Raw genomic sequence first — 24,234 nt, 5'->3', positions numbered from 1 at the left:
GGTCGGTGGCAGGGGAGCGGCAGGCGGTCTGGCGCGTCACGGGGGCGGCCTCGGTCGTGGCGATCACCTGGGTGACCAGGCTGGTCGGGCTGCTCGCCGTCGTGTCGGTCGTGGTGCCGGCGGGTCGTCGCGGCATGCGCGGGCACGTGGCCGAGTGGCTGGAGCTGCCCCAGGACGCCACGACCGGTGCGGCCGCCGTCGTGCTGGTCGTCGGGGTCCTGCTGATCCTGCTGGCGTCCGGGCTCAAGCGGCGCAAGCGGCGGGCGTGGCAGCTCGCGCTGGCCGCGAGCATCCTGCTCGCCGTGTCGCACCTCGGCATGCGGCACGTGTTCGGCGCCGGGGTCGTGTCGGTCGCGCTTGCCGTGGCGCTGGTGCTCAATCGCTCCTACTTCGTCGCGCAGCCGGACCCGGTGACCGGCAAGTGGGTCTCGCTGCGGGTGTTCCTGCAGTTGCTGGTCGCGGGGTTCGTGATCAACGTCGCGCTGGTGTCGCTGTCACCGGACCGGGTGGTGGAGCCACTGCCGTTCGTCGACCGGATGGCGGAGTCCGCGCTGGCGTTGTTCGGGGTCAGCGGGCCGGCCGTGTTCCACCTGGAGTGGATGGAGGACCTGGTCGCGTCGGTCGGGCTCCTGTTCGGACTCGGTGCCGTGGTGCTCGCCGCGTACTTCCTGCTGCGTTCGGCCGAGCCCGCGCCGCACCTGAGCCAGGACGACAAGACGCGCCTGCGGGCACTGCTGGACAAGCACGGCGCCCGCGACTCGCTGGGGTACTTCGCCTTGCGGGACGACAAGTTCGTCGTGTTCTCGAAGTCCGGCAAAGCGGCGGTGACGTACCGCGTGATCGCCGGCGCGGCGGTCGCCTCGGCCGATCCGCTGGGCGACAACGAGGCATGGCCGGGCGCGATCGAGGAGTTCCTCGCGGTGTGCCGCCGGCACGGCTGGGTCCCGGCGGCGATGGGCTGTTCGGAGCTGGGCGCGACGGCGTGGGCCCGGTTCGACCTGGACGTGCTGGAGATCGGCGACGAGGCCGTGGTGGACGCGGAGACCTTCACCCTGGACGGGCGCGTGATGCGCGGGGTGCGGCAGGCGGTGGCGAAGACGAAGCGGGCCGGATACGCCGTCCGGGTGCGCCGGGCCGAGGACCTCGTCGACGGCGAGCTGGCCGAGTTGGAGTCCCTGGCTGCGAAGTGGCGCGGAAGCGACACCGAGCGTGGGTTCTCGATGGCGCTGGGCCGCATGGGTGATCCGGGTTCGGTGCTGGTGACCGCGGAGCAGGAGGGTGTCGTCCGTGGCCTGCTGCAGTTCGTGCCCTGGGGCGAGGACGGGCTGTCGCTCGACGTCATGCGCCGCGACCACGCCGCGGACAACGGCATCAACGAGTTGATGATCTCCGAACTGTTGCTCGCCGCGCGCGATCACGGTGTGAAGTACGTCTCGCTGAACTTCGCGGCGTTCCGGAAGCTGATGGAACAGGGGCGGCGCATCGGCGCGGGCCCGGTCGCCCGAGCGTCGGCGAAGTTCCTGGGATGGATGTCACACTGGGTGCAGATCGAGACGCTCTACCGGTTCAACGCCAAGTTCCAGCCACGCTGGGTGCCCCGGTTCCTGGTGTACCCGGGCGTCCGGGAACTCCCGCGCGTCGGAGTGGCTGTTTTCGAGGCCGAAGGACTCGGCGGACGTTCCCCCAGGTTGCGCCGCTTGCTGCGACGTTGAGGGGGTGCTTTGCCGGGGCCTTCGGGGCCTGTGTACGCTTGCTCAGCAGTGGTCGTGAGATCCGGGAGGCTTCGCCTAGTCTGGTCTATGGCGCCGCACTGCTAATGCGGTTGGGGGTAACCCCCCCTCCCGGGTTCAAATCCCGGAGCCTCCGCCGGGCACTCGGACCCCGAGTGCTAAGGTGAAAACTGAACAAGCGCCCGTAGCTCAACGGATAGAGCATCTGACTACGGATCAGAAGGTTAGGGGTTCGAATCCCTTCGGGCGCGCGTCTGGTTGAGACAGCAAGACCACGAAACCCCCTGGCGACAGGGGGTTTCGTGCTTTTCGGGACGGTTACGTGCGAACGGCCGTCGCGCTGACGATCAGGACCTGGGCCATCGCTTCGATGCGCGGGGTTTCGCCGGTGACGAGCGGTCCAGGCGCGCAGGCCGAGATCAGCAGGCCGGCCCGGGCGCGTGCCTGGAGGTCATCGAAAGGCGGGTCGACCATCGCGGTCACGGCTTCGTCGGCCACGGTCAGGTAGCGCTCGGGCCGCGTCGGGGCCAGGGCGGGCACCTGAAACGGGATCCGGAGCGGCCGCTGCCGGCGGCCCCGCGCGATGCCGTGCGTCGCCGGGTAGTCGACGCCCTGAGGGAGCGGACGGGCCGATCACGCTGCCCAGCGGTGCTCAGCGGGACTGCAGCGCGTCGAGTGCGACGGCCTGCGCGAGCACCAGGCGGCGGTCCAGCGCCGGGTCGTCCACGCGGACCACGTAGTGGTCGCGGAAGCGCGTCTTCTTCTCGAAGCTGCCCACCGGGCGGTCGTCACGGACGAAGTCGAAGTGGTATTTCCACGGGAACGGGATGTCACCGACCCACGGGAGGAAGTCCCAGATCCGCCGGAACAGCGCCAGGGCCATGCTGCGCTCGCTGATGTCGACCGGCGGCTGGCCCGGCTGCTCCAGCCGCCACGTCGACCGCAGCAGCGACTTGCCGAACACCTTGCCGAACACGCCGATGGACTGCCCGTCCGCGGTGGTGACGTCATACGCGCTGGCCAGATCGATGACCTTGCGTGCCTTGAACGCGGCGAGCACGTACTGCTTGCTCTCGTCGGTGTAGAGCGTCACCTGCTCGCGAAAGGTCATGCGCTTCTGCTCGACGAACGCGAGCAACGGCCCCGGCTCACCCCGCCCGTCGTCGGCGAAGACCTCGTAGCGGTTCACCATCATGGTGACGCGCTGGTGGACGTGGAACTGGTGATGCTGCTGCAGGTTCACCCGTGCTCCCGGCTCGGCTGTGTGTACTGGCCCCATTGGCAGATGACGAAGGGCGCCGCTGCCTCACCTCCCCACACTCTAGGGGACAAAGGTGCAAGTCCTCGTCCGTTGGCGAAAATCGCGGGGCTCACGGGATGCCCACAAACCGATACGTTGACCCGGAACCGATTCCACCGTCGATGTGGGTGTTGCCTCGTATGACGAACAACCTGGTCGTTCTGGGAGCTGGTGGTCTCGCACGACAGATCGTGGGAGCGCTCGACGACATCGAGGAGGTCCACTTCCTCGGCCTGACCGGTGAACCGGATCAACAGACGACAGAGAATGGTGCTCCGCTCCTCGGCGGGGACCAGGTGCTCGAGAAACTGGAGACGGCGTACGTGATCGGTCTGGCGGACCTCGCTGTTCGGCGCAGACTCGACGAGTACGCGAGCGGTATCGAGAAGGAGCCCGGCCTCGTACGCCATCCCAGTGCTCGGGTCGAGAAGCGAGTTTCGATCGGTCCGGGCGCGGTGCTCATGCCCGGTGCGCATGTTCAGGAAGCTGTGATACTCGCGCGGCACGTGCTGGTCGACGCGGACGTCCTGATCTGTCACGAGGCTGTCGTGGGATCCCAGGTCACCCTCAGCCCGCGGTCCGTCGTCGGTGCCCGTAGCCGGATCGGCGCCGGGACCACGATCGGTATGGGGGGCATCGTCCTACCTGACGTAACCCTCGGCGACGACGTCGTGGTGGGCGCCGGAGCCGTGGTAACCCGGAACGTGCCGTCCAAGACGACCGTCGTCGGCGTGCCGGCCCGTCCGATCAACGCGCGGTGACGGCCCGCTCTCACACGCGCACGACGAGGGAGTTCAGGCGCCACGTTCCGGGGTCCGGTGCGCGCTCGACCTTCACCGCTTCCAGGGGGCGGCTCAGCAGGGCGGTCAGCGCGACCTCGGTCTGCACTCGCGCCAGTGAGGCGCCCAGGCAGAAGTGCGGGCCGTGGCCGAAGCCGAGGTGGCCGCTGCCGGGGCGGGTCACGTCCAGGTGGTCGGGGTTGTCGAACGCCCGGGGGTCGCGGTTGACCGCGGCCGCCGCGGTGACGATCGGTTCGTCCTGGCGGATCAGGCAGCCCTCCAGGGTCACGTCCTCGCGGGCGTAGCGCGGGATGGTCAGCAGCGTCGGGCCGCACCAGCGGATCAGTTCGTCCACCGCGCGCGGCATCAGGCCGGGGTCGGCGCGCAGAACGGCCAGCTGGTCCGGGTGCTCCAGCAGCGCGGCGACCGCGTTCGTGATCAGGTTCGCCGGGGTCTGCCCGGACATCACCAGCTGCCACACGAGCGTGACCATCTCCGTCTCGCTCAGCCGGTCGTCGGCGCGGACGAGGTCGCCCAGGACGTCGTCGCGCGGCTCCTCGCGTCCCCGGGCGACCGCGGCGCGCGCGCCGGTCATGATGCCCGGGATCGACGCCGCGAACGCCGGGCCGCTACCGGACGCCACCGCGATCCCGTACTCCCGCCAGCGCATCCGGTCCTCGTGGGGAATGCCGACCAGCTCGCAGATCACGTCCATCGGCAGCGGCCGCGCGAAGTCCCGCACCAGATCCGCCTCGGCGGGCAGGGCGTCGAGCAGCCGGGCGACCAGCGGCTCGATCCGCGGCCGGAAGTCCAGCGCCCGGCGGGCCGAGAACGCCGGCGAGACGATGCGGCGCAACCGCGCATGCCCGGCACCCTCCATTTCGGACATCGTGTGCATGTACGCCCGGCAGTGTTCGGGCACGTCCGGCGTCTGGTAGCTGTCCGGCCGCAGTTCGAAACGTGCGTCGCCGAGCACCGCCCGCGCGGTCTCGTGCCGGGTCGCCGCCCATACCGGCCCGAAGCCGGGCGCGCCGACGCGGGCCAGCGGTGCCTGCTCCCGCGCCCGGCCGTAGGCGGTGAACGGGTCGGCGATGACCTCGGGATCGGTCAGGGAAATCTCGGGAACCACTCCACGCTCCAAATGTTAATAACAGATGTTCATGTCATCTGTAAGGAACGATATCGTGGGCACGAGCGGATTGCAACGAGGGAGGATCAGTGGCGCGACTGAGCCGGGCGGAGACGCAGCAGCGCAACCGCGCGAAGGTGCTGGTCGCGGCGCTGGAGGAGTTCACCGAGCGTGGTTTCCGGGACGCCAAGGTGGACGTCATCGCCGAGCGGGCCGAGCTGACCCGCGGCGCCGTCTACTCCAACTTCCCGGGCAAGCGGGCGCTCTACTTCGCGGTGCTGGCCGATCTCGCCACGAGAGCGGAAGCCGCACCGCATTCCCGGCCGGGCAGCGATCTGCGGTCCGCGCTCGGGGCGTTCGCACGGGACTGGATCGCGCGCGATGCCGCGCTCGGACGCGACCTGCCCGCCGAGGTGATGGCCGACGACCGGGTCCGGCTGCCCTTCACCCAGCTGCTCCACCTGGACGCGGTGCTGCTCGCGCTGGCGATGGAACGGCTCGATCCCCCGGAGCAGGGCTGGCCGAGGGCGCGGTACGTGCGGCGGGCACAGGCCCTGCTGACGACCCTGCACGGCGCGCGGCAGCTGACCGTCGCCGCGCCCGGGTTCGTCGAGCCGTTCGACGTGATCACCACCTGCGAGCAGGTGGCGGACCTGGGGTTCAGCGACTTCTGGGCGCCGCCGTCCGTGGCGCCGCCCGCGCGGCCCGCCGACGAGCAGTGGTCCGCGGGCGAGGCGTTCGACCTGGTGCGCGGCGAGGCCGTGGCGATCCCGCCCGACGGTGTCGTCGCGGTGCTGGGCCTGCACCGGCTCTCCGCCGTCGAGGACGCGGTACGCGACGGCGCCGACGTCACGCTCGTCATCGTCACCGGAGATCCCGCCGAGCTGGGGGCGCTCGCCCGGCTGGTGGTCACCGAGGTCGCCGCGTGCCTGCGTCAGGCGTTCCCCGCGACGGCCTGGCCGGGCCTGCGGATCGTGTGCGACGAGGGCGGTGAGCTGGCCGCGGCGGCCGGTGTCCCGGCGGTCAGTGACGCGACGGAGGTGGCAGTGCGCCTCGAAGGCGGCCGGATCGTCGCGCGCGCCGACGGTTTCGGCGCTTGCCACGCGGCGTCGGACGGGGTTGCGCGGGCTGTCCACGCCGAAGACGATGTGACGTCGTGACCATGGCAGAACCGTCGCTCCGGTACGGCCGGTCCGCGGGGCGCTGGGTCCTGTTCGCCACGGTGCTCGGTTCCGGCGTGACGTTCCTCGACGCGACCGTCGTCAACATCGCCCTGCCGAAGATCGGCACCGATCTCGACGCGAGCAATTCGGGTCTGCAGTGGACGGTCAACGGGTACACCCTCAGCCTGGCCGCGCTCATCCTGCTCGGCGGTTCGCTCGGTGACCGGTTCGGGCGGCGGCGGATCTTCGTGCTCGGTGTGGCTTGGTTCGCGGTCGCGTCGCTGCTGTGCGGGCTCGCGCCGGACATCTGGACGCTGGTCGCCGCGCGGGTCCTGCAGGGGGTCGGTGGCGCGTTGCTGACGCCCGGCTCGCTGGCGATCCTGGAGGCGTCGTTCCACCCCGACGACCGCGCGAAGGCGATCGGCGCGTGGTCCGGGCTCGGCGGGATCGCCGGTGCGCTCGGGCCGTTCCTCGGCGGCTGGCTCGTCGAGGTGGCGAGCTGGCGGCTGGTGTTCCTGATCAACGTGCCGCTCGCCCTGGTCGTCGTCCTCGTCGCGCTGCGGCACGTGCCGGAGACGCGCAACCCGGAGGCCGCGCGGCAGCTGGACTACACCGGTGCGGCGATGGGGGCGCTCGGGCTGGCCGGGTTGAGCTACGGCTTCACGGCGTGGCCGTCGCTCGGCGCGGGCGCACCGCCGGTGCTGGTGGCGCTGGCCGTCGGCGTCGCCGGGATCGTCGCGTTCGTGCTGACCGAGCGCCGCTCGCCGCACCCGATGCTGCCGCTCGGCGTGTTCGCGTCGCGGCCGTTCACCGCGGCGAACCTCGTGACGTTCGCCGTGTACGCCGCGCTGGGTGGCGTGTTCTTCCTGGTGGTGCTGAACCTGCAGGTCGTGGGCGGGTACTCGCCGGTGGCGGCCGGATCGGCGATGCTGCCGGTGACGGCGTTGATGCTGCTGCTGTCGGCGCGGGCGGGCGCGCTGGGCCAGCGGACCGGCCCGCGGATCCCGATGACCGTCGGACCCGTCATCTGCGCGGTGGCGCTCGTGCTGCTGTCGCGGGTCTCCGCGCACCCCTCGTACCTGACCGGAGTGCTGCCCGCCGTCATCGTGTTCGGGCTCGGGTTGTCACTGACGGTCGCGCCGCTGACCGCGACCGCGCTCGGCGCGCTCGACGACCAGTACGCGGGCGTGGCCAGCGGCGCGAACAACGCGATCGCGCGGACCGCGGGCCTGCTCGCCGTCGCGGTCCTGCCGCTCGTCGCGGGCATCGGCACGGGCAGCCTGACCGACCCCGCGGCGCTCGCGCCCGCCTACCGCACCGCGATGCTCGTGTGCGCCGGGCTGCTGGTGGCGGGCGCGGTGATCTCGTTCGCTCTCGTGCCCGGGCGCGCGAAACCGAAGCCGGGCAGTCCCGTGAAGGTGCACTGCGCGGTCGCCGGCACACCCTTGCACCCCAAGGAATCACGGGAGTCCTCCGAGCGTTGACACGGGTGCGAGAAGGGAGCGGGTCATGAAGAGCAGGAGTTCGCTGAGGTCGCTCAAGCACCGGCCGGGCTCGATCGTGGTGCGGCGCCGGGGGCGCACGTTCGTGATCAACAAGCGTTCGCCGCACTGGAACGGCCGCCAAAGCTGATCATCTGACGATCGCGTCGGGCATCCGGTGGCCTGACGGCATCTTTCCACGTCGGGAAGAGCGGTGGCGACAGTGTTCGGTAAGCCCTTTCCGCCCCGGGCGGCATTCTCGCGGGGAGCGTTCCCCCGGGGCGGCGGAACGGGATTGAGCTGGCCGGTGGCGGGTACTCGCCGGTATGGGTCGCACGTTGCTCGGCATTTACCTCAACGATCACGTGGCCGTCGTGACGGCCGGGGTGGAGCTGGCCCGGCGGTTCGCGCGCTCGGAGGCCGGGTGGGCCGGCAACGGCAAGCTCGACCGGCTCGCCGAGGAGATGGCCGAAGACCTCGACGCCCTGACCGGGATGATGCGCGCCATCGGCGAACCCGCGGGGCCCGGCGGGCGCTGGGCCGGGTGGCTGCTGGAGAAGGCCGGCAGGCTCAAGCTCAACGGCCGGATGCTCAGCCGCTCGCCGCTCAGCCGCGTCGTCGAACTCGAAGGGCTGCGCCTCGGGGTCGAGGGCAAGGTCGCGGCGTGGCGGACGCTGCGCGCGCGAGCCGCCGTGGACGCGCGATTGGACGCCGACCGGCTCGACGAGCTGATCGCGAACGGCCGCAGCCAGGCAACGCGACTGGAACGGTTGCGGGCGCGTGCGGTGGGCGAGCTGTTCGGTGAGGAAGCCGCCGGCACGGCCTAGCGCTGTGGAACCGGGACACGTGGTCGTTCGTCGACGGCTTCGTCCTGTCGTGGTTCGGCGTGCACGAGTTCTTCCCTTGTGGTTAACCCGTTTCGGCCGCCTTCGTGCTACCCCCTTTTCGCGGTCCTGAATGGACCGTCGAGTTGTCCACAGGCTTGTCCACCTGTGGATCGCTGTGTGGACAAGCGGTCAGGCGGAGGTGGCGTAACCTGCCTCCCACTTTCCCCGTGCCCGTGCGGCGATCCGGCGCGCTCCACTCATGTTCATGCGCCACGTCGCCATGCGGACGCTGACCCGGAAATGGTTGGCCACCGAGTGGTCCGACCATCCCTTGAACGCGGCGATCCTGGCCGCGTCGGTGGGGATGAGGAGTTCGCCGGACAGTTCGGTGGCTTCCTCCTCGATCCCGGCGACCGCCGAACGGCAGCCGTTCTCGTCGGTCAGGGTTGGGCCGAACGGGTGCTCCAGTAGGACGTGCGCCATCTCGTGGGCGATCGTGGATCGCCTGCGGCGCAGGGGATGCACGTGGTTCTCGATGATCACCGCACCGCTCGGATCGAGCGGGACGAGCGCCGCGGAGAAGACGTGCGGGCGTTCCTCGGTGAGGTAGCGCACCGAATCCCGCGGCAGGATCGGGTTGCTCAGATCGTGCACCTCGATGCCGTACAGCTCGGCCAGCGCCCACGGGTCCAGCGGCGCGAAGACCTCGACGCCCAGTTCCTCGCGGACTTCCAGTGCGAGCGCTCTGGCCTCCTTCTTGAAACCACGGCGTAACGTCATTTCGACTCCTTGGTGTTCTTGGCGCGGATGTGTCGCATCGTCAGCCCGACGACGTCGAGCAGGTGCTGCCGGTCGCCTTCGTCGAGCTCGGCCTCGGCCCGGAGCAGCGGCGCGAGCTGCGCTTCGAGCGAGGGGCGCCGCCGGGTGTCCGGCATGCCCTGCGGCCACAGCATGAACGTCTCGGCAGGCATGCCGAGCCACTGGACGAGCGCGATGAACCCGTCCAGGTCCGGCCGGTGGCCGTTGCCCATGCGGCTGACCAGCGACGCGCTCACCCCGGCCTCGGCCGCGAGCTGCCGCCACGACAGCCCGCGCGATTCCCGCTCCGCGTCCAGGGTCGCGTAGAGCCTGTTCGTGTCCAATCGTCCGGCCACGTGGCACACCTCCGTTTCTCGCGTCGCAGTTTTGCCGAATCGTTGCGGGGGTGCAACGGTGGTGTACTATTGGGATGTGGTTGCAGTATTGCAACAGTCGAGGAGGGAGTTGTTCGATGTCGCGAACGGTCTACTGGGTGTCGCCGCTGCTGGGTAGCTGGGACGTGCGCCGGGGTGAATCCGTGGTGTCGCACCACGAGCGCAAGCGGGACGCGGTGCGTGCGGCCGCGAAGCTGGCGCGCGCCGACCGCCCGAGCGTGCTGAGGATCCAGCGGCGGGACGGTTCGATCGAGAGCAGACGGCTCTACGGCAACGATCCACTGCCGTTGCCGGGGTGAGGTGACCGGGGGCTTCTTCGCGGGGGCGGGGTGGACGGGCATGGGGGTGACTCTAGGGGTGGGGTCTGACAATTCGGGGTGGTTCTTCCCCGGGTTTCAGGACGCCCTGCGTTCCGTGTCCGATGTGGACGATGCGCTGTCCACCGTGGCGCACAGGATGTGCACCGCCACGAGGTGCGCCTCCTGAACCGTCGCCGCCGTGCCGGGCAGGCAGAGCGCGTCCTCCACGGCGTTCGCGAGCGGATTCGGTCCCGGTCCGGTCAGTGCCCACACGTTCGCCCCCGCGTGCACGCCTTCCTGGGCCGCGCGCGTCAGGTTCCGGCTGCGGCCGGTGGCGGAGATGAGCAACAGGACGTCGCGCGGCCGGGCGTGGGCGCGCACCTGACGGGCGAAGATCCCGGCGTGGTCGTACTCGTACTCGTCACCCACCGCCGTCAGGCTCGAGGTTTCGGCCTGCAGCGCGATCGCCGAGAACGGCGGGTGGTCGTCGTGGTAGCGGCCCAGCAGCTCCGCCGTGAACTGCTGGGCTTCGGCCGCGGACCCGCCGTTACCCGCCGCGAGAAGCCGGTTGCCCTCGCTCAGCCGCTCGGCCAGCACGTGGCCCCAGCGCGTGAGCCGTGCTGCCTGCAGACGGAGCGCGCCGAGCGTCTCGTCCAGGATGTCGAGATGTCCGCGCGCCACGTCCGGGACTGTGGTCGCGCTCATGCGCTGGGGGTTTCCGGATGCGTGACGGTTAAACGGAAGGGGAAGGGCAGGGGGCGCAGGCCGGAGCGGGGTGCGTTGCCGGGTGGGTGTGCTGGGCGCGGAGGGTGTCAGGACTTGACCAGGCGGGCGATGGCGTCGCTCGCTTCCCGGACCTTGATTTCGGCTTCCCTGCCGCCGGCGCGGGCGGCGTCCACCACGCAGCTCGACAGGTGCTCGTCGAGCAGTTCGAGGGAGAAGGACTGCAGCGCCTTCGTCGCCGCGGAGACCTGGGTCAGGATGTCGATGCAGTACTTGTCCTCTTCGACCATCCGCTGCAGGCCGCGGATCTGCCCCTCGATCCGGCGCAGTCGCTTGAGGTAGGCGTCCTTGTCGCCGCTGTAGCTCGCCATGCCGCCTCCACTTTCGGAACTCGGTTCATCATACCCGCTCCCCGTATGCGCCTCCTTGCATCGGACCAAGTCATCTGTTCATCTGATTACCCGAACAGGTGTTGGAGGGTTGCTGTGAGTGATCGAATCCCGCTGGCCAGGCGGGAGCGGCTGTCCGTGGCCGGGATGGTGGCGTTCATCCTGGCGCTCAACGTCGCCGGCTGGGGTGTGCTGGCGCTGCTGGTCGTGCCGCAGCACTTCGCGATCGGCCAGTCCGGGGTGTTCGGCATCGGTCTCGGCGTCACGGCGTTCACGCTGGGCATGCGGCACGCCTTCGACGCCGACCACATCGCCGTCATCGACAACACCACCCGCAAGCTCATCACCGACGGGCAGCGGCCGCTCACGGTCGGGTTCTGGTTCTCGCTCGGGCATTCCACGATCGTGTTCATGCTGTGCCTGCTGTTGTCACTCGGAGTGCGGGCGATTGCCGGGGAGGTCGTGGATGATTCGTCGACCCTGCACGACGTGACCGGCGTGATCGGGCTCTCGGTGTCGGGTGCGTTCCTCTGCCTGCTCGGCGTGATCAACCTGGTGGTCCTCATCGGCATCCTCAGGGTCGCCCGCGACATGCGGCGCGGCGCGTTCGACGAGGCTGAACTGGAGGCCCGGCTCGCGAGCCGCGGTCTGCTCAACCGCGTACTCGGCAAGGCCACCGCGGCGGTGCGCAAACCGTGGCACATCTACCCGGTAGGGGTACTGTTCGGCCTCGGGTTCGACACCGCCACCGAGGTCAGCCTGCTGGTGCTGGCGGGCGGGGCCGCGGCGTTCGCGCTGCCCTGGTACGCCGTCCTCGTTCTGCCGGTGCTGTTCGCGGCGGGCATGACGATGTTCGACGCGGCCGACGGGTTCCTCATGAACTACGCCTACGGCTGGGCGTTCGCCAGGCCGGCGCGCAAGATCTTCTACAACATCACGGTGACCTCGCTGTCGGTCGTGGTCGCACTGGTCATCGGTGTGATCGAGCTGATCGCGGTGCTCGTCGACCAGGCCGGCATCACCAGCGGACCGCTGTTCGCGGTCGCCGAGTTGAACCTGGACTACGTCGGGTTCGTACTGGTGGGCGTGTTCCTGGTGACCTGGGTGGTCGCCTGGCTGGTGTGGCGGCTGGGCCGGATCGAGGAGCGCTGGTCGACGAGCGTCGAGTGATTCCGCGTACGGGTAGGGGGTATAGTCGGAGGCATGACTGAGACCGTCTACACCGTCACCGGGATGACCTGTCAGCACTGCGTCGCGTCCGTGACCGAGGAGATCGGCGCCATCGCCGGTGTCTCCGAGGTCAGGGTCGACCTGCCGACCGGTGCCGTGACCGTCGTGAGCGCCGCCGAGCTGAGCGATGACGCCGTCCGCGCCGCCGTCGACGAGGCCGGGTACTCGCTCGCCGAGCGGTGACGCGATGACAGCCGCATCCGAGCTGACCGAGGTCGAGCTGGCCATCGGCGGGATGACCTGCGCCTCATGCGCGAACCGCATCGAGCGCAAGCTCAACAAGCTCGACGGTGTCACCGCCACCGTCAACTACGCCACGGAGAAGGCCAAGGTCAGCTATCCCGCCGAGGTCGAACCGCAGGAACTGGTCGAGGCCGTCGTGGCGGCCGGTTACTCCGCGACACTCCCGCGGCCGGAAGCGGCCGACAGTGCCGGTGGTCTCCGGGACCGTCTGCTCACGTCGGTGGTGCTGTCCGTGCCGGTGATCGCCCTGGCGATGGTTCCCGCCTGGCAGTTCGACTACTGGCAGTGGATCTCCCTCGCACTCGCTACGCCGGTCGTGTTCGGCGCGGGCCTGCCGTTTCACCGGGCCGCGTGGACCAACCTCAAGCACGGTGCCGCGACGATGGACACGCTCATCTCCGTCGGCACCCTCGCGGCCTACCTGTGGTCGGTGTACGCGCTGGTCTTCGGCACGGCGGGCGAGATCGGCATGACTCATCCGTTCGAGTTCACCATCGAGCGGGGAAGCGGCGAGGGCCGCATCTACCTTGAGGTCGCCGCCGCGGTGACGACGTTCATCCTGGCCGGGCGCTACTTCGAGGCCCGCGCCAAGCGCCGCGCCGGAGCTGCGCTGCGGGCGCTGCTGGAGCTGGGTGCCAAGGACGTGACGGTGCTGCGGGACGGCGCCGAGGTGCGGATCCCGGCGTCGCAGCTGGTCGTGGGCGACCGGTTCGTGGTGCGGCCGGGCGAGAAGATCGCGACCGACGGCGAGATCGAGGATGGCTCGTCCGCGGTCGACGCGAGCATGCTGACCGGCGAATCCGTGCCGGTCGAGGTCGGCCCGGGTGACGCCGTCGTCGGGGCGACCGTCAACGCGGGCGGACGGCTCGTGGTGCGCGCCACCCGCGTCGGCGCGGACACCCAGCTCGCCCAGATGGCGAAGCTCGTCGAGGAGGCCCAGACCGGGAAGGCGCAGGTCCAGCGCCTGGCCGACCGCGTGTCCGGGGTGTTCGTGCCGATCGTGCTGGTGCTCGCGCTGGTGACGCTGGTGGCCTGGCTCGCCTCCGGTGAGCCTGCGACGGCGGCCTTCACCGCCGCGGTCGCCGTGCTGATCATCGCGTGCCCGTGCGCGCTCGGCCTCGCCACGCCGACGGCCCTGCTGGTCGGCACGGGCCGGGGCGCGCAGCTCGGCATCCTGATCAAGGGGCCGGAGGCGCTGGAGTCCACCCGCCGCATCGACACCGTCGTGCTGGACAAGACCGGCACCGTGACCACCGGCCGCATGGCGCTGGTGGACGTGCGGGTCGCCGACGGCGAGGACCGCGACGAGGTGCTGCGCGTCGCCGGTTCGCTGGAGCACGCCTCCGAGCACCCGGTCGCGAAGGCCATCGCGGCCGCGGTCGGGGATCACGCGCCGGTGTCGGAGTTCCGCAACGTCGAAGGTCTCGGTGTGCAGGGCGTGGTCGAGGGGCGGGCGGTCGTCGCCGGCCGGGCCGCGCTGCTCGCTGAATGGGGCCTGCACCTGCCGGAATCGCTCGCCGACGCGAAGGCCGAGGCCGAGGAGCTCGGCCGGACCGTCGTCGCGCTCGGCTGGGACGGCAAGGCCCGCGCGGTCCTGGTGGTGGCCGACACGATCAAGCCGACCTCCGCCGAGGCGGTGCGGCGGCTCACGGCGCTCGGCCTGCGCCCGGTGCTGCTGACCGGCGACAACGAGGCGGTCGCGAAGGCGGTCGCCGCCGAGGTCGGCATCACCGAGGTCATCGCCGAGGTGCTGCCCGCGGACAAGGTCGACGCCGTCAAGCGCCTGCAGGGGCAGGGCGCCCGGGTCGCGATGGTCGGCGACGGCGTCAACGACGCGGCCGCGCTCGCGCAGGCCGATCTGGGCCTCGCGATGGGCACCGGCACCGATGTCGCGATCGAGGCGAGCGACCTGACGCTGGTGCGCGGCGATCTCCGGGGCGCGGTGGACGCGATCCGGCTCGCGCGCCGCACGCTGGGCACGATCAAGAGCAACCTGTTCTGGGCCTTCGCCTACAACGTGGCGGCTCTGCCGCTGGCCGCGCTCGGCCTGCTCAACCCGATGATCGCCGGTGCCGCGATGGCGCTGAGCTCGGTGTTCGTGGTGAGCAACTCGCTGCGGCTGCGGGCGTTCTCGTAGGGAAATAACAATGTCGCGCCTCCCCCGGTGACGGTTACCGTGACGGGTGCCGGATGCGGGGAGGTGCGATGCCCGACGCGATCGTGATCGGCGGCGGCCAGTCCGGGCTGGCCGCCGCGTACGCGCTGCGAGAGGCCGGGCTGCGGCCGCTCGTGCTGGAAGCGCAGGCGGAACCGGTCGGTTCCTGGCCCCGCTACTACGACAGCCTCACCTTGTTCTCGCCCGCGCGCTACAGCGCCCTTCCGGGAAAGCGCTTTCCCGGCGACCCGAAGCACTACCCGCGCCGTGACGAGGTGGTTGCCTACCTGCGTGACTACGCCGCGGACCTCGGCGTCGACGTCCGGACCGGTCACCGCGTGGAATCGGTGCGGCACAACGGAAACTTCGTCGTGCGGGCCGGTGCGGAGTTCGAGGCGCCGATGGTCGTCGCGGCCACCGGATGGTTCGGGCGACCACACGTGCCCGCGCTGCCGGGTCTGGAATCCTTCACCGGCAAGGTTGTGCACGCCGCCGGCTACCGCGAACCCGGCGCGCTGGCGAACCAGCGGATCGTCGTGGTCGGAGCGGGCAACTCCGGTGTGCAGATCGCGGCGGAGCTGGCCGAGCACTCGTCGGTGACCCTCGCGACGCGCAAGCCGGTGAACTACGCACCCCAGCGGCCACTGGGCAAGGACCTGCAGTTCTGGTTCACCGTCACCGGCGTCGCGTTCCTGCCCCGCCGCATCAAGGGGGATCCGCCGACCGTTCCGGTGATCGACAGCGGCTACTACCGGCGCCGGGTCCGCGCCGGACTTCCCGATCGGCGCCCGATGTTCACCCGCCTCGACGGCAACCACGTGGTCTGGGCCGACGGCCGCCGCGAGCCCGTCGACACGCTGCTGCTCGCGACCGGCTACCGGCCGGACATGCCCTACCTGGACGGCCTCGGCGCCGTGGACGCGCGCGGTATGCCGCTGCACCGGCGCGGGGTGTCCACGACCCACCGCGGGCTCGGGTACGTCGGGCTGGAGTGGCAGAGCACTCTGGTTTCGGCCAGCCTGCGTGGCGTGGGCCGCGACGCCCGCTACGTGGTCCGTCAGCTGCGCGGCTGACCCTCGTCATCGGGTGCGCAGGAAGGATCAGCGGTCCGGCCGTCGGCCTCGAACACCGCTCACGCGCCCCGGCTCAGTCCCACCAGCGATTTACCCGTGGCGGGCCGCGCCGACACCTCCGGCACGCCGGTGGTGATCGCCTGCAGCGGCAGCCCGTCGTAGACCTGCAGGGTCTGCATGTGGTGCAGCATGATGCCTTCCCGCAGCGCCCACGGGCAGACGTCGACCTTGCGGATGTCGAGCGTGTCCATGGTCGCCTTCGCGACGATCGCACCGGCCAGGATCTGCCGCGCGCGCGGTGCGGAAACCCCGCGCAGACGCGCCCGGTCGGACGTTTTCATCTCCGCCAGACGGGGGATCCACGCGTTGAGCGCGTCGATCGTCAGGATGCGCCGCACGAACGGGCCCTGCCGCTGTGGCGGTGCGCCCGCGAGCCGGGCCAGTTGTTTGAACGTCTTCGAGGTCGCGACCGCGCGCGCGGGCACGCCCTCCCATCTCAGCCTGTCGGCGACCTCGCGCAGCATGTCCCGCACGTGCCGCCGCAACGCCTTGACCTGTGCGGCCGACGGCGGATCGTCGGGCAGGAACATCCGGGTCAGCCGTCCGGCCCCGAGCGGCAGGGACAGGGTGAGCTGCGGTTCGGCGTCCCGGCCGAGCGCGATTTCGAGCGAGCCGCCGCCGATGTCGAGCAGCAGCAGGCGGCCGGCGGACCAGCCGTACCAGCGGTGCGCGGCCGCGTAGGTCAGCCGGGCCTCGTCCTCACCGGTCAGGAACTGCGGGCGCACGCCGGTGCGCTCCTCGATCCGGTTGATGATTTCGTCCCGGTTCTTCGCGTCGCGGATCGCCGAGGTCGCGAACAGGAACAGCTGCTCCACGCGGTGCAGCCGGGCGGCTTCGAGCGCCGACTCGACGGCGTCCACGGCTCGGCACACCCCGGATTCCGAGATCGCTCCGTTCTCCTCGATCTGCTCGGCGAGACGTGTCGGCTCCTTCACGGCCAGTGCGGGCAGTGGCGGTGCGCCGGGGTGGGCATCCACGATCTGGAGCTGAGCCGAGTTCGAGCCGATGTCGAGAACGCCGAGTCGCATAAGGCCCTATGTACCCGGTTTAGCGCTGCGCCACACGGATATTTGAGGTTTCATGGGAACGTTCAAGTACACCGCGACCGCCGAGCTGCCCGCCGATGAGGCGTTCGCGTTCATCTCCGACGCGCCGAACCTGCCGCGGTTCCTGCCCCAGCACCTGGACGAAGGCTGGTTGCGCAAGGACGAAGCGGGCAGGCAACTCGCGTGGGGCACCGAGAGCGACGGTGACGACTGCGGCGAGCTGCACGTTCTCGACCGCGGCGCGGCGCTCTGCGAGATCACGATCACCCTGCACACCGACCGCACCGACGAGGACCAGGTGCGCAGCGAGATGGAGCAGGCGGTCGCGGCGCTGACGCACCAGGCCGCCGCCGACGCCGACGAACAGCGCGAGGGCAGTCAGCCGGGCTGGGCTTGAGACGGACACGGTGCTCTAATCGGGCCCATGCGCGAACACGTGATCGTGTCGTCCACGACCGACAGCGAACCGACGGCCCGTGAGCTGGCGGCACAGGCCGTCGAGGCGCGCCTCGGCGCGTGCGCTCAGATCGTCGGCCCGATCCTGAGCGTTTACCGGTGGAACGGTGAGGTCCAGGCCGACCCCGAGTGGCGCCTCGAGATCAAGACCGCGGCCGACCGGGTGGCGCCGCTGGTCGAGCTGCTCAAGGCGCAGCACAACTACGAGGTTCCGGAGATCATCGCGACGCCCATCGAAGGCGGTAGTTCCGAGTTCCTGGAGTGGCTGGTCAACGAGACCCGTGCCGGCTGATCGTTGACGGGCGGGAGACTTCACCACCCATAACGCCGGTCGCCTTCCTCATCCGGGAGTCGAAGATCGGTGCTCGCTCGACTGGGAACTTCCGGGGGCGGAGCGTAGTTTTCCGGACATGGCGAGAACGATCCGGTGGGCACTGCCCGCGCTCCTCGGTGCCGCGGCCGTGGCGTTGTGGGAGATCCCCGTGGCTTTCGGCGGCAGCCCCGACCCCGAGCGCATGCGGCGCTCCCCGCAGTTCCACGACGGCCGGTTCCGCAACCTCGCCCCGCCGCTCGTCCAGCCGACGCGGGCCCGAGACCTGGTCGGCGAGATGGTGTTCGGCAAGCAGCAGCGCAAACCCACCGGCCCCGTGCCGATGGTCCCGCCCGGCGCGCCGGGCGACAGCGGGTTGCACGTCACCTGGTACGGCCATGCATCGTCCTTGATCGAGATCGACGGCCGGAAGGTGCTGGTCGACCCGGTGTGGGGCACCCGCGTGTCCCCGTCGCGGTTCGCGGGCCCCAAGCGCATGCACGAGCCGCCGCACCGGCTCGACGACCTGCCGCGCCTCGATGTGATCATCGTCTCGCACGACCACTACGACCACCTCGACCGCCCGACGGTGGTCGAGCTGGCGCGAACGCAGAGCGCGCCCTTCGTGGTCCCGCTCGGGGTAGGCGCGCACCTGCGCCGCTGGCGGATCCCGGCCGAGCGGATCATCGAACTCGACTGGGACGAGTCGGTCTCGGCGGGCGGTGTCGACATCACGGCGGCCGCCGCGCAGCACTTCTCGGGTCGCGCCTTCACCCGCAACAACACGCTGTGGGCGTCCTGGATCGTCGCGCGGTCGGGCCGGAAGGTGTTCTACACGGCCGACTCGGGCTACTTCGAGGGCTACCGCACGATCGGTGAGAAGTACGGCCCGTTCGACGCCGCCCTCGTGCAGGTCGGGGCCTACCACCCGGCCTGGCCGGACATCCACATGACACCCGAGGAAGGGGTCGCCGCGCACGTGGACGCCCGCGGCGGGCTGCTCGTCCCGGTGCACTGGGGGACGTTCCGGCTGGCCATGCACGGATGGTCCGAACCGGCCGAGCGGGTGTGGAAGGAAGCCAAGGCGCAGGGGGTGGCGGTGGCGATTCCCCGGCCGGGGGAACGGATCGACGTGGACGCGCCCACCGCCGTGGAGGCGTGGTGGCAGCCGGTCAGCTGAAGCCGGTCAGGGCCGGACGCGCGTCAGGCCCACCCGGTCGGCGGCCCTGCGGATCTTGAAGAAGGTGTTCCGGAACCACGCCATGAGCGTGGCACGGGCGTCGGGGTCCAGCTGTTCCTCGCCCGCGGCCTTGACGGCCTTGTAGTGGTCGATCAGGGTGTGCAGCCACGCGTCCACGTCCCGCACGCTCTGCAGCTGCACCATGCCACCGGTCTCCGGCAGGCGGCGCAGGAACTCCTCGTGCGTGTTGCGCACCCAGTGCGACAGCTTGAGGTCGATCTCGGGCACCACGACGGGCGGGTCGAGCTCGAAGGCGAGCCGCGACCGCCAGCCCAGCAGTTCCCGCTCCACCGGGTGGTCCCAGCGGCCCGGGCGCCCCAGCTGGTGGCCCGCGATGCGGCGTTCGGCGAACCACAGGAAGTCCTCGGAGCCCCGGCGCATCGTGCCGATCATCGACGGAGCCAGCGCGCCGATCACGGTCCGATCGACGACGTCCCACGTCGTGCCGCCCGCGAACGGGCTGTCGATCTTGAGAGTCTTCACGGTCCGCACCCTTGATTACTGCCCTATCTTCCCGTTCGTCCGCAACCCGCCATCCGTGTGCTTTACCTCATGCCCAGCCGCCGATCGAGCCGGATTTCGATCACGACGCGCTCCGGGTTCGGCTTGGGACGGCGGTGGTAGCGCTCGGCGTAGCGGGATTCCGCATCGGACACCGAGCCCGGATCATCCCGCACCACCGCGGTTCCCTCCAAAGTCGACCAACGGCGGCCCTCGAACTGGCTGACCACCACACGGGCGGGCGCGGTCGCACGCACGTTGCGCGCCTTGACGCTGCCACCACGGCAGATCACCCGTGCCGTGGTGAAGTTCTCGTCCACGGTGACCCCGACCGGCACCACGTGCGGCGACCCGTCCGGACGCAACGTGGTGAGCACGCACACGCGCCGCTCGGCCCAGAACGCCCGCAGATCATCACTGGGCGAGTCCGTGGTCATGCGCGTCCCTTCGCGTCGGTCACCGTCCATCTTGCCAAGATCTTCTCCATGATGGGCTCCACCCACGCGCTCACCGGCTGGTGCGCCGGACTCGCGCTCGCCCCGGCCATCGGCGCCGGCTCCGTGCACCAGGCGCTGGCGTTCGCCGCGACGACCGCGGGCTTCGCGCTGCTGCCGGACCTCGACCACCCCCACGCCCGCGCCTCGAAGCTGCTCGGGCCGATCACCGGGTTCCTGTGCTGGCTGCTGCGGCATGCGTCCGCGGGCCTGTACCAGGTGACGAAGGGCCCGCGGGACGAGCCGGGCAGGGGCAGCCACCGGCACCTGTCGCACACGGTGCTGTTCGCGGCGGGCCTTGGCGTGGCGACGACGTACGGAACGCGGGCAGGCGGCTGGTACGTGGTTGCCGGGGTGGTGGTGTTCGCGTTGCTGCTCGCGGCCGACGCCCTGGGCGACTGGCTGCTGATCGTCGCCGGTGGCGGTGTGGTGTGGTGGGCGCTGACGGCGAGCGCGGCGGCGGAACTGTCGCAGCTCACCGGCTGGCTGGGGATCGCCGTCGCGGCGGGGTGCTTCACTCACTGCCTCGGCGACGCGCTCACCGAATCCGGCTGCCCCTTCCTGTTCCCGGTGCCGATCGCCGGGGAGACCTGGTACGAGCTGCGGCCGCCCGCGTTCCTGCGGTTCCGCACGGGCAAGGGCGTCGAGAAGTTCCTGATCGTCCCGGTGTTCACCGTGCTGGCGGTGCTGCTCGTGCCCGGCGCGTGGCCCGGTCTGGTCGGGTTGTTCGCGGAACCGGCCGTGACCGCCGGCGGCTGACTAGACTCGGACGTGATGACCACCTCAGCGGGCCGCAGCGGACTGCGTGCCGACGCGCGCCGCAACCGGGCGCGCGTGCTGGCCGCGGCGCACGCGGCCTTCGCCGACGAGGGCCCGTCCGTGCCCCTCGACGAGATCGCGCGCCGCGCCGGAGTCGGCGCGGGCACGGTCTACCGGCATTTCCCCAGCAAAGAGATGCTGTTCGAGGCCGTCGTGCTGGACCGCATCGCGTGGCTCACCGAGCAGGCCCGCGAGCGGCTCGAAGCGGGCGATCCGGGTGTGGTGTTCTTCGAGTTCTTCGACGTAGTGGCCGCGCAGGCACTGCTGAACAAGGCCCTGTGCGACGCGCTGGAGGCGAGCACCGGGCTGCCGATGAAGGCCACTTCGGATGAGAGCAGCGAGTTCCGCGCCGCGTTCGCCGACCTGCTGCGCCGCGCGCAGGCCGCGGGCACCGTGCGGGCCGACGTCGAACCCGGCGACCTCGCGGCCCTGCTCGCCGGTTACCTCGCGATCCAGCGGCAGGCCCCGGAGGGCCGGCCACTGGCGAGGATCATCAGCGACGGCCTCCGCGCCTAGCGCCGCACGGCCATCTCGCCCAGTTCGGACCAGTCGTCCTGCGGGACCTCGAAGTTGACGACGCGCGGCGTCTCCGCGAGGTACTGCGGCAGGTCCCGCTGCGCGGCCTTGAAGTGGTCGGACTGGACGTGCACGCCGCCCGCCTCGCCGTCGCGGAAGGCTTCGACCAGCACGTACTCGTTGGGGTCCTCGACGCTGCGGGACCAGTCGAACCACAGGCAGCCGGGCTCGGCGCGGGTGGCGAGGGTGAAGTCGCGGGCGATGGCGGGCCACTCGTCGGCGTGCTCGGGCAGGATGCGGAACTTCGCGGTGATGAAAATCATGGCTCCACCGTAGAGCGGTCGCGCCGTCTCCACGAAATCCGTTGTCAACGGGACCGACGCCCTGCTGTAGTGATCGCATGCCGGTCTCCGCGCTGCTCACCTACACGCTCGTGGCGCTGGTGGCCGTGGTGACCCCGGGCCTGGACACCATGCTGATGCTGCGCCACACACTGCTCGGCGGCCGCCGGGCCGGTTTCCGGGCGCTGACCGGCATCAACCTCGGCTGCCTGGTGTGGGGGACGGCGAGCATCGCCGGGCTGACCGCGCTGCTGGCGGCCTCCCGCATCGCCTACGACGTGGTGCGCATCGGCGGGGCGGCGTACCTGCTGTGGCTCGGCGGTTCCGCGCTGTGGCGGAGCTTCCGGCACCAGGTGCCGGACGCTGAGGTCATCGTCGAGCCGGGGCGGGGAGCGCTGCGCGCCGGGCTGGTGACGAACCTGCTCAACCCGAAGGTCGGTGTGTTCTACCTGAGCCTGCTCCCGCAGTTCCTGCCGGCCGGGTCCGGGCAGGCGGCCTGGGGTGCGCTGCTGGTCTTCGTCCACGTGGCGCTCGGCTGGGCGTGGATGAGCACGGTCCTGCTGCTGGCGAACCAGGCACGCCGGTTCCTGATGCGGACCGCGGTGAAACGGTGGCTCGACCGCCTCACCGCGACCGTCCTCATCGGACTCGGAGTGCGGATCGCTACGGAGTCCCGCTGAGCGAGAGCGCCAGGTACTTCACGTCGAGGTACTCCTCGATGCCCTCGGCGCCGCCCTCGCGGCCGAACCCGGACGCCTTGACACCACCGAAGGGCGCCGCGGCGTTCGACACCAGCCCGGTGTTCAGCCCGACCATCCCGGTGGCCATGCGCTCGCCCACGCGGATCGCGCGGTCCAGGTCGCGGGTGAACACGTACGCCACCAGGCCGAACTCGGTGTCGTTGGCGGTCCGCACGGCCTCGTCCTCGTCGTCGAACGTGGTCACCGGCGCGACCGGGCCGAACACCTCCTCGCGCAGGATCCGGGCGTCCGGCGGGACGTCGGTGAGCACGGTCGGCGCGTAGAAGTAGCCGTCGCCGTCCAACGGTTTGCCGCCGGTGGTGGCGCGTGCGCCGCGGGACACGGCGTCGTCGACCAGTTCGACCACCTTGTCCCGCTGCTCGGCGCTGATCAGCGGCCCGACCTTCACCCCGTCTTCGGTGCCGTGCCCGGTCTTCAGCGACGACATCGCCTCGGTCAGCCGCCGCACGAACTCCCCGGCCACCGACGAGTGCACGTGGAACCGGTTCGCCGCCACGCACGATTCGCCGTTGTTGCGCATCTTCGCCGTGACCGCGCCCTGCACCGCCGCGTCCAGGTCGGCGTCCTCGAACATCAGGAACGGGGCGTTGCCACCCAGCTCCATCGACATCCGCTGCAGGTTCGGCGCGCACTGCTCGACCAGCTTGCGCCCGACCTCGGTGGATCCGGTGAAGGACAGCTTCCGGATCCGCGGGTCCGCCAGCGCCGGGTTCACGACCCGGCTCGCCGACGTGCTCGGCAGGACGCTCAGCACGCCGTCCGGCAGCCCGGCCTCCTTGAGCAGCCCGGCGAGGTTCAGCATCGACAGCGGCGTCAGCTGCGCGGGCTTGACGAGCATCGTGCACCCGGCGGCGATGGCGGGCCCGATCTTGCGGGTCCCCATGGCCAGCGGGAAGTTCCACGGCGTCACCAGCACGCACGGGCCGACCGGATGCTTCGACACGAGCATCCGGCCACCACCACCGGCCGGACTGCGCGCGAAGCGCCCGTCGATGCGCACGGCCTCCTCCGAGAACCACCGGAAGAACTCGGCGGCGTAGGTGACCTCCCCTTTCGACTCCTCGATGCTCTTGCCCATCTCCAGCGTCATCAACCGGGCCAGGTCGTCGGCACGGTCCGTCATCAGCTGCCACGCGCGGCGCAGGACCTCGCCCCGCTCACGCGGCGGCGTCGAGGCCCACTCCTCCTGTTTCGCGGCGGCCGCCTCGATCGCCTCGGTGATGTCGGCGTCCTGCGCGTCGGAGACCTCGCACAGCTGCTGTTCGGTCCCCGGATCCGCCACCCCGAACCGGCTGCCGTCCGCGGCGTCACGCCACTGCCCGGCGAGGAAAAGCTGGTGCGGTACTCCGTCAAGGGTCATGGCCCGTGACTACCCGTGCCCACCTCCTCGTATGCCTCGGGCAACCACCGCATCCCGCGCAGTGGTGAACAGACCAGCCACAGCGCGGACGCCGCCACACCGGCGCCCGCCAGCCACAACGTGGCGCGCAACCCCAGCGTGGTGCCGAGCGCTCCGGCCAGCAGGCTCCCGGCCGGAGCCGGCGCGAAGACCAGGGACGTCATGGTCGCCGTCATCCGCCCCTGCAACCGCTGGCACACGCTCAGGCAGAACTGATGCCCGCCGATCGCGCGCAGCACCGGGTGCCCGAATGACATCCCGCAGCCTCTCGGTGATCTCGCGGCGCAGCGGGGCGCGGGCGCGCGCGGCCGCGCCCCGGTTCGGGCCGCGGGGCCGCCGCAGCCATCCCGCCCACCACAGGAAGCTCACCGCGTTCACCCCGACCGCCGCCCCGCCGAAGAGCCGCATCAGCCATCGGGACAGGCGGGGCGCGGTCGCCGGAACCGAGCCGAACACGACCGTGCGCCCCACGTGGGCGCCCACCGGCAACGCCAGCAGCGGAACCGCGAGCAGGCTGATCCGGTCGCCGAACTGGCTGAGCGCGTCGGCCAGCCACCGGCGCCGGAAATCCCCGTGT

Annotated in this window: 30 protein-coding genes and 2 tRNA genes; 19 read left to right on the top strand and 13 right to left on the bottom strand. The window is 70.8% G+C overall.

The window, feature by feature from the left end:
- Positions 1–5 precede the first annotated feature (5 nt).
- From HNR02_RS07520 to HNR02_RS07510, 3 genes are all read left to right on the top strand, one after another.
- Positions 6–1,712, top strand: a complete 1,707-nt coding sequence (locus HNR02_RS07520) for a phosphatidylglycerol lysyltransferase domain-containing protein (protein ID WP_179772456.1) — start codon at positions 6–8, stop codon at positions 1,710–1,712.
- A 64-nt stretch (positions 1,713–1,776) separates the two neighbouring features.
- Positions 1,777–1,866, top strand: a tRNA-Ser gene (locus HNR02_RS07515).
- A 42-nt stretch (positions 1,867–1,908) separates the two neighbouring features.
- A tRNA-Arg gene (locus HNR02_RS07510) sits at positions 1,909–1,981 on the top strand.
- 67 nt (positions 1,982–2,048) lie between these two features.
- Here HNR02_RS07510 and HNR02_RS07505 read toward each other — a convergent pair.
- Positions 2,049–2,270: a hypothetical protein gene (locus tag HNR02_RS07505; protein WP_179772455.1), complete on the bottom strand. Its 222-nt coding sequence runs from the start codon at positions 2,268–2,270 to the stop codon at positions 2,049–2,051.
- Between the two features lie 112 nt (positions 2,271–2,382).
- Entirely contained in the window at positions 2,383–2,973 is a 591-nt protein-coding gene (locus HNR02_RS07500) for an LURP-one-related family protein (protein ID WP_312860931.1), read from the bottom strand.
- A gap of 197 nt (positions 2,974–3,170) precedes the next feature.
- Here HNR02_RS07500 and HNR02_RS07495 point away from each other — a divergent pair, with 197 nt between their 5' ends.
- Positions 3,171–3,791 carry a PglD-related sugar-binding protein gene (locus HNR02_RS07495; protein ID WP_179772453.1) on the top strand — a complete coding sequence of 207 codons (621 nt, stop codon included), beginning with the start codon at positions 3,171–3,173 and terminating at the stop codon, positions 3,789–3,791.
- Positions 3,792–3,801: 10 nt separating this feature from the next.
- Here HNR02_RS07495 and HNR02_RS07490 read toward each other — a convergent pair whose 3' ends face one another.
- The gene (locus tag HNR02_RS07490; protein WP_179772452.1) at positions 3,802–4,938 is read right to left on the bottom strand and encodes a cytochrome P450; all 1,137 of its coding nucleotides are present in this window, start codon (positions 4,936–4,938) and stop codon (positions 3,802–3,804) included.
- Positions 4,939–5,027: 89 nt separating this feature from the next.
- Between HNR02_RS07490 and HNR02_RS07485 the strand changes: the two genes are divergently transcribed.
- The 4 genes from HNR02_RS07485 to HNR02_RS07470 all read left to right on the top strand — a co-directional run bounded on the left by HNR02_RS07485 (position 5,028) and on the right by HNR02_RS07470 (position 8,409).
- Positions 5,028–6,098: a TetR/AcrR family transcriptional regulator gene (locus HNR02_RS07485; RefSeq protein WP_179772451.1), complete on the top strand. Its 1,071-nt coding sequence runs from the start codon at positions 5,028–5,030 to the stop codon at positions 6,096–6,098.
- Positions 6,099–6,100: 2 nt separating this feature from the next.
- Positions 6,101–7,585 carry an MFS transporter gene (locus HNR02_RS07480; RefSeq protein ID WP_179775757.1) on the top strand — a complete coding sequence of 495 codons (1,485 nt, stop codon included), beginning with the start codon at positions 6,101–6,103 and terminating at the stop codon, positions 7,583–7,585.
- Positions 7,586–7,610: 25 nt separating this feature from the next.
- On the top strand, positions 7,611–7,733 hold the full coding sequence (locus tag HNR02_RS07475; RefSeq protein ID WP_179772450.1) for a ribosomal protein bL36: 123 nt from the start codon (positions 7,611–7,613) through the stop codon (positions 7,731–7,733).
- Positions 7,734–7,908: 175 nt separating this feature from the next.
- Entirely contained in the window at positions 7,909–8,409 is a 501-nt protein-coding gene (locus HNR02_RS07470; protein ID WP_179772449.1) for a hypothetical protein, read from the top strand.
- 189 nt (positions 8,410–8,598) lie between these two features.
- Here HNR02_RS07470 and HNR02_RS07465 read toward each other — a convergent pair whose 3' ends face one another.
- The gene (locus tag HNR02_RS07465; protein WP_179772448.1) at positions 8,599–9,189 is read right to left on the bottom strand and encodes an ImmA/IrrE family metallo-endopeptidase; all 591 of its coding nucleotides are present in this window, start codon (positions 9,187–9,189) and stop codon (positions 8,599–8,601) included.
- Positions 9,186–9,563, bottom strand: coding sequence for a helix-turn-helix domain-containing protein (locus HNR02_RS07460; RefSeq protein ID WP_179772447.1), 378 nt, complete (start codon positions 9,561–9,563; stop codon positions 9,186–9,188). Before HNR02_RS07460 ends, HNR02_RS07465 begins: the two co-directional genes overlap by 4 nt.
- 116 nt (positions 9,564–9,679) lie before the next feature.
- Here HNR02_RS07460 and HNR02_RS07455 point away from each other — a divergent pair, with 116 nt between their 5' ends.
- Entirely contained in the window at positions 9,680–9,901 is a 222-nt protein-coding gene (locus HNR02_RS07455) for a DUF2188 domain-containing protein (protein ID WP_179772446.1), read from the top strand.
- Between the two features lie 96 nt (positions 9,902–9,997).
- On the opposite strand, the gene HNR02_RS07450 is transcribed toward HNR02_RS07455, so the two are convergent.
- Positions 9,998–10,606: a D-sedoheptulose-7-phosphate isomerase gene (locus HNR02_RS07450; protein WP_179772445.1), complete on the bottom strand. Its 609-nt coding sequence runs from the start codon at positions 10,604–10,606 to the stop codon at positions 9,998–10,000.
- A 107-nt stretch (positions 10,607–10,713) separates the two neighbouring features.
- Positions 10,714–10,995 (bottom strand): metal-sensitive transcriptional regulator, encoded by a 282-nt coding sequence (locus HNR02_RS07445; protein WP_179772444.1) that lies wholly within the window; start codon positions 10,993–10,995, stop codon positions 10,714–10,716.
- Positions 10,996–11,160: 165 nt separating this feature from the next.
- Between HNR02_RS07445 and nicT the strand changes: the two genes are divergently transcribed.
- The 4 genes from nicT (at position 11,161) to HNR02_RS07425 (ending at position 15,714) form a co-directional block, all read left to right on the top strand.
- The gene (gene nicT, locus HNR02_RS07440; RefSeq protein WP_246338792.1) at positions 11,161–12,183 is read left to right on the top strand and encodes a Nickel transporter NicT; all 1,023 of its coding nucleotides are present in this window, start codon (positions 11,161–11,163) and stop codon (positions 12,181–12,183) included.
- A 33-nt stretch (positions 12,184–12,216) separates the two neighbouring features.
- On the top strand, positions 12,217–12,426 hold the full coding sequence (locus HNR02_RS07435) for a heavy-metal-associated domain-containing protein (protein WP_179772442.1): 210 nt from the start codon (positions 12,217–12,219) through the stop codon (positions 12,424–12,426).
- A 4-nt stretch (positions 12,427–12,430) separates the two neighbouring features.
- On the top strand, positions 12,431–14,623 hold the full coding sequence (locus HNR02_RS07430) for a heavy metal translocating P-type ATPase (RefSeq protein ID WP_179772441.1): 2,193 nt from the start codon (positions 12,431–12,433) through the stop codon (positions 14,621–14,623).
- 68 nt (positions 14,624–14,691) lie between these two features.
- Positions 14,692–15,714, top strand: coding sequence for a flavin-containing monooxygenase (locus tag HNR02_RS07425; RefSeq protein WP_179772440.1), 1,023 nt, complete (start codon positions 14,692–14,694; stop codon positions 15,712–15,714).
- Positions 15,715–15,773: 59 nt separating this feature from the next.
- On the opposite strand, the gene HNR02_RS07420 is transcribed toward HNR02_RS07425, so the two are convergent.
- Positions 15,774–16,802, bottom strand: coding sequence for a Ppx/GppA phosphatase family protein (locus HNR02_RS07420; protein WP_179772439.1), 1,029 nt, complete (start codon positions 16,800–16,802; stop codon positions 15,774–15,776).
- 52 nt (positions 16,803–16,854) lie between these two features.
- Here HNR02_RS07420 and HNR02_RS07415 point away from each other — a divergent pair, with 52 nt between their 5' ends.
- The 3 genes from HNR02_RS07415 (at position 16,855) to HNR02_RS07405 (ending at position 18,766) form a co-directional block, all read left to right on the top strand.
- On the top strand, positions 16,855–17,217 hold the full coding sequence (locus tag HNR02_RS07415) for an SRPBCC family protein (RefSeq protein ID WP_179772438.1): 363 nt from the start codon (positions 16,855–16,857) through the stop codon (positions 17,215–17,217).
- 27 nt (positions 17,218–17,244) lie between these two features.
- Positions 17,245–17,568 carry a divalent-cation tolerance protein CutA gene (cutA, locus tag HNR02_RS07410; RefSeq protein ID WP_179772437.1) on the top strand — a complete coding sequence of 108 codons (324 nt, stop codon included), beginning with the start codon at positions 17,245–17,247 and terminating at the stop codon, positions 17,566–17,568.
- A 118-nt stretch (positions 17,569–17,686) separates the two neighbouring features.
- Positions 17,687–18,766 carry an MBL fold metallo-hydrolase gene (locus HNR02_RS07405; protein ID WP_179772436.1) on the top strand — a complete coding sequence of 360 codons (1,080 nt, stop codon included), beginning with the start codon at positions 17,687–17,689 and terminating at the stop codon, positions 18,764–18,766.
- 6 nt (positions 18,767–18,772) lie between these two features.
- On the opposite strand, the gene HNR02_RS07400 is transcribed toward HNR02_RS07405, so the two are convergent.
- Complete coding sequence (locus HNR02_RS07400; protein WP_246338518.1) at positions 18,773–19,309, bottom strand: hypothetical protein; 537 nt, start codon at positions 19,307–19,309, stop codon at positions 18,773–18,775.
- A 62-nt stretch (positions 19,310–19,371) separates the two neighbouring features.
- Positions 19,372–19,794, bottom strand: coding sequence for a TIGR03618 family F420-dependent PPOX class oxidoreductase (locus HNR02_RS07395; RefSeq protein ID WP_179772434.1), 423 nt, complete (start codon positions 19,792–19,794; stop codon positions 19,372–19,374).
- 21 nt (positions 19,795–19,815) lie between these two features.
- Between HNR02_RS07395 and HNR02_RS07390 the strand changes: the two genes are divergently transcribed.
- Entirely contained in the window at positions 19,816–20,580 is a 765-nt protein-coding gene (locus HNR02_RS07390; RefSeq protein WP_179775756.1) for a metal-dependent hydrolase, read from the top strand.
- A gap of 15 nt (positions 20,581–20,595) precedes the next feature.
- Entirely contained in the window at positions 20,596–21,156 is a 561-nt protein-coding gene (locus HNR02_RS07385; protein WP_179772433.1) for a TetR/AcrR family transcriptional regulator, read from the top strand.
- Here the strand turns inward: HNR02_RS07385 and HNR02_RS07380 are convergent.
- A complete protein-coding gene (locus HNR02_RS07380; protein WP_179772432.1) occupies positions 21,153–21,479 on the bottom strand; it encodes a putative quinol monooxygenase in 327 nt (108 codons plus the stop codon). The two genes, HNR02_RS07385 and HNR02_RS07380, sit on opposite strands and share 4 nt — an antisense overlap.
- A 77-nt stretch (positions 21,480–21,556) precedes the next feature.
- On the opposite strand from HNR02_RS07380, the gene HNR02_RS07375 reads away from it, so the two are divergent.
- Complete coding sequence (locus HNR02_RS07375; RefSeq protein ID WP_179772431.1) at positions 21,557–22,177, top strand: LysE family translocator; 621 nt, start codon at positions 21,557–21,559, stop codon at positions 22,175–22,177.
- Here the strand turns inward: HNR02_RS07375 and HNR02_RS07370 are convergent.
- Together HNR02_RS07370 and HNR02_RS35335 are read right to left on the bottom strand one after the other, a co-directional pair.
- The gene (locus HNR02_RS07370; protein ID WP_179772430.1) at positions 22,161–23,618 is read right to left on the bottom strand and encodes an NAD-dependent succinate-semialdehyde dehydrogenase; all 1,458 of its coding nucleotides are present in this window, start codon (positions 23,616–23,618) and stop codon (positions 22,161–22,163) included. The two genes, HNR02_RS07375 and HNR02_RS07370, sit on opposite strands and share 17 nt — an antisense overlap.
- Positions 23,615–23,914, bottom strand: coding sequence for a hypothetical protein (locus tag HNR02_RS35335; protein ID WP_246338516.1), 300 nt, complete (start codon positions 23,912–23,914; stop codon positions 23,615–23,617). Before HNR02_RS35335 ends, HNR02_RS07370 begins: the two co-directional genes overlap by 4 nt.
- Positions 23,915–24,234: the final 320 nt, after the last annotated feature.

It is taken from the genome of Amycolatopsis endophytica, assembly GCF_013410405.1.
In the GTDB taxonomy this organism is placed as follows: Bacteria; Actinomycetota; Actinomycetes; order Mycobacteriales; family Pseudonocardiaceae; genus Amycolatopsis_E; species Amycolatopsis_E endophytica.
This window is presented reverse-complemented; position numbering and strand designations above follow the sequence as displayed.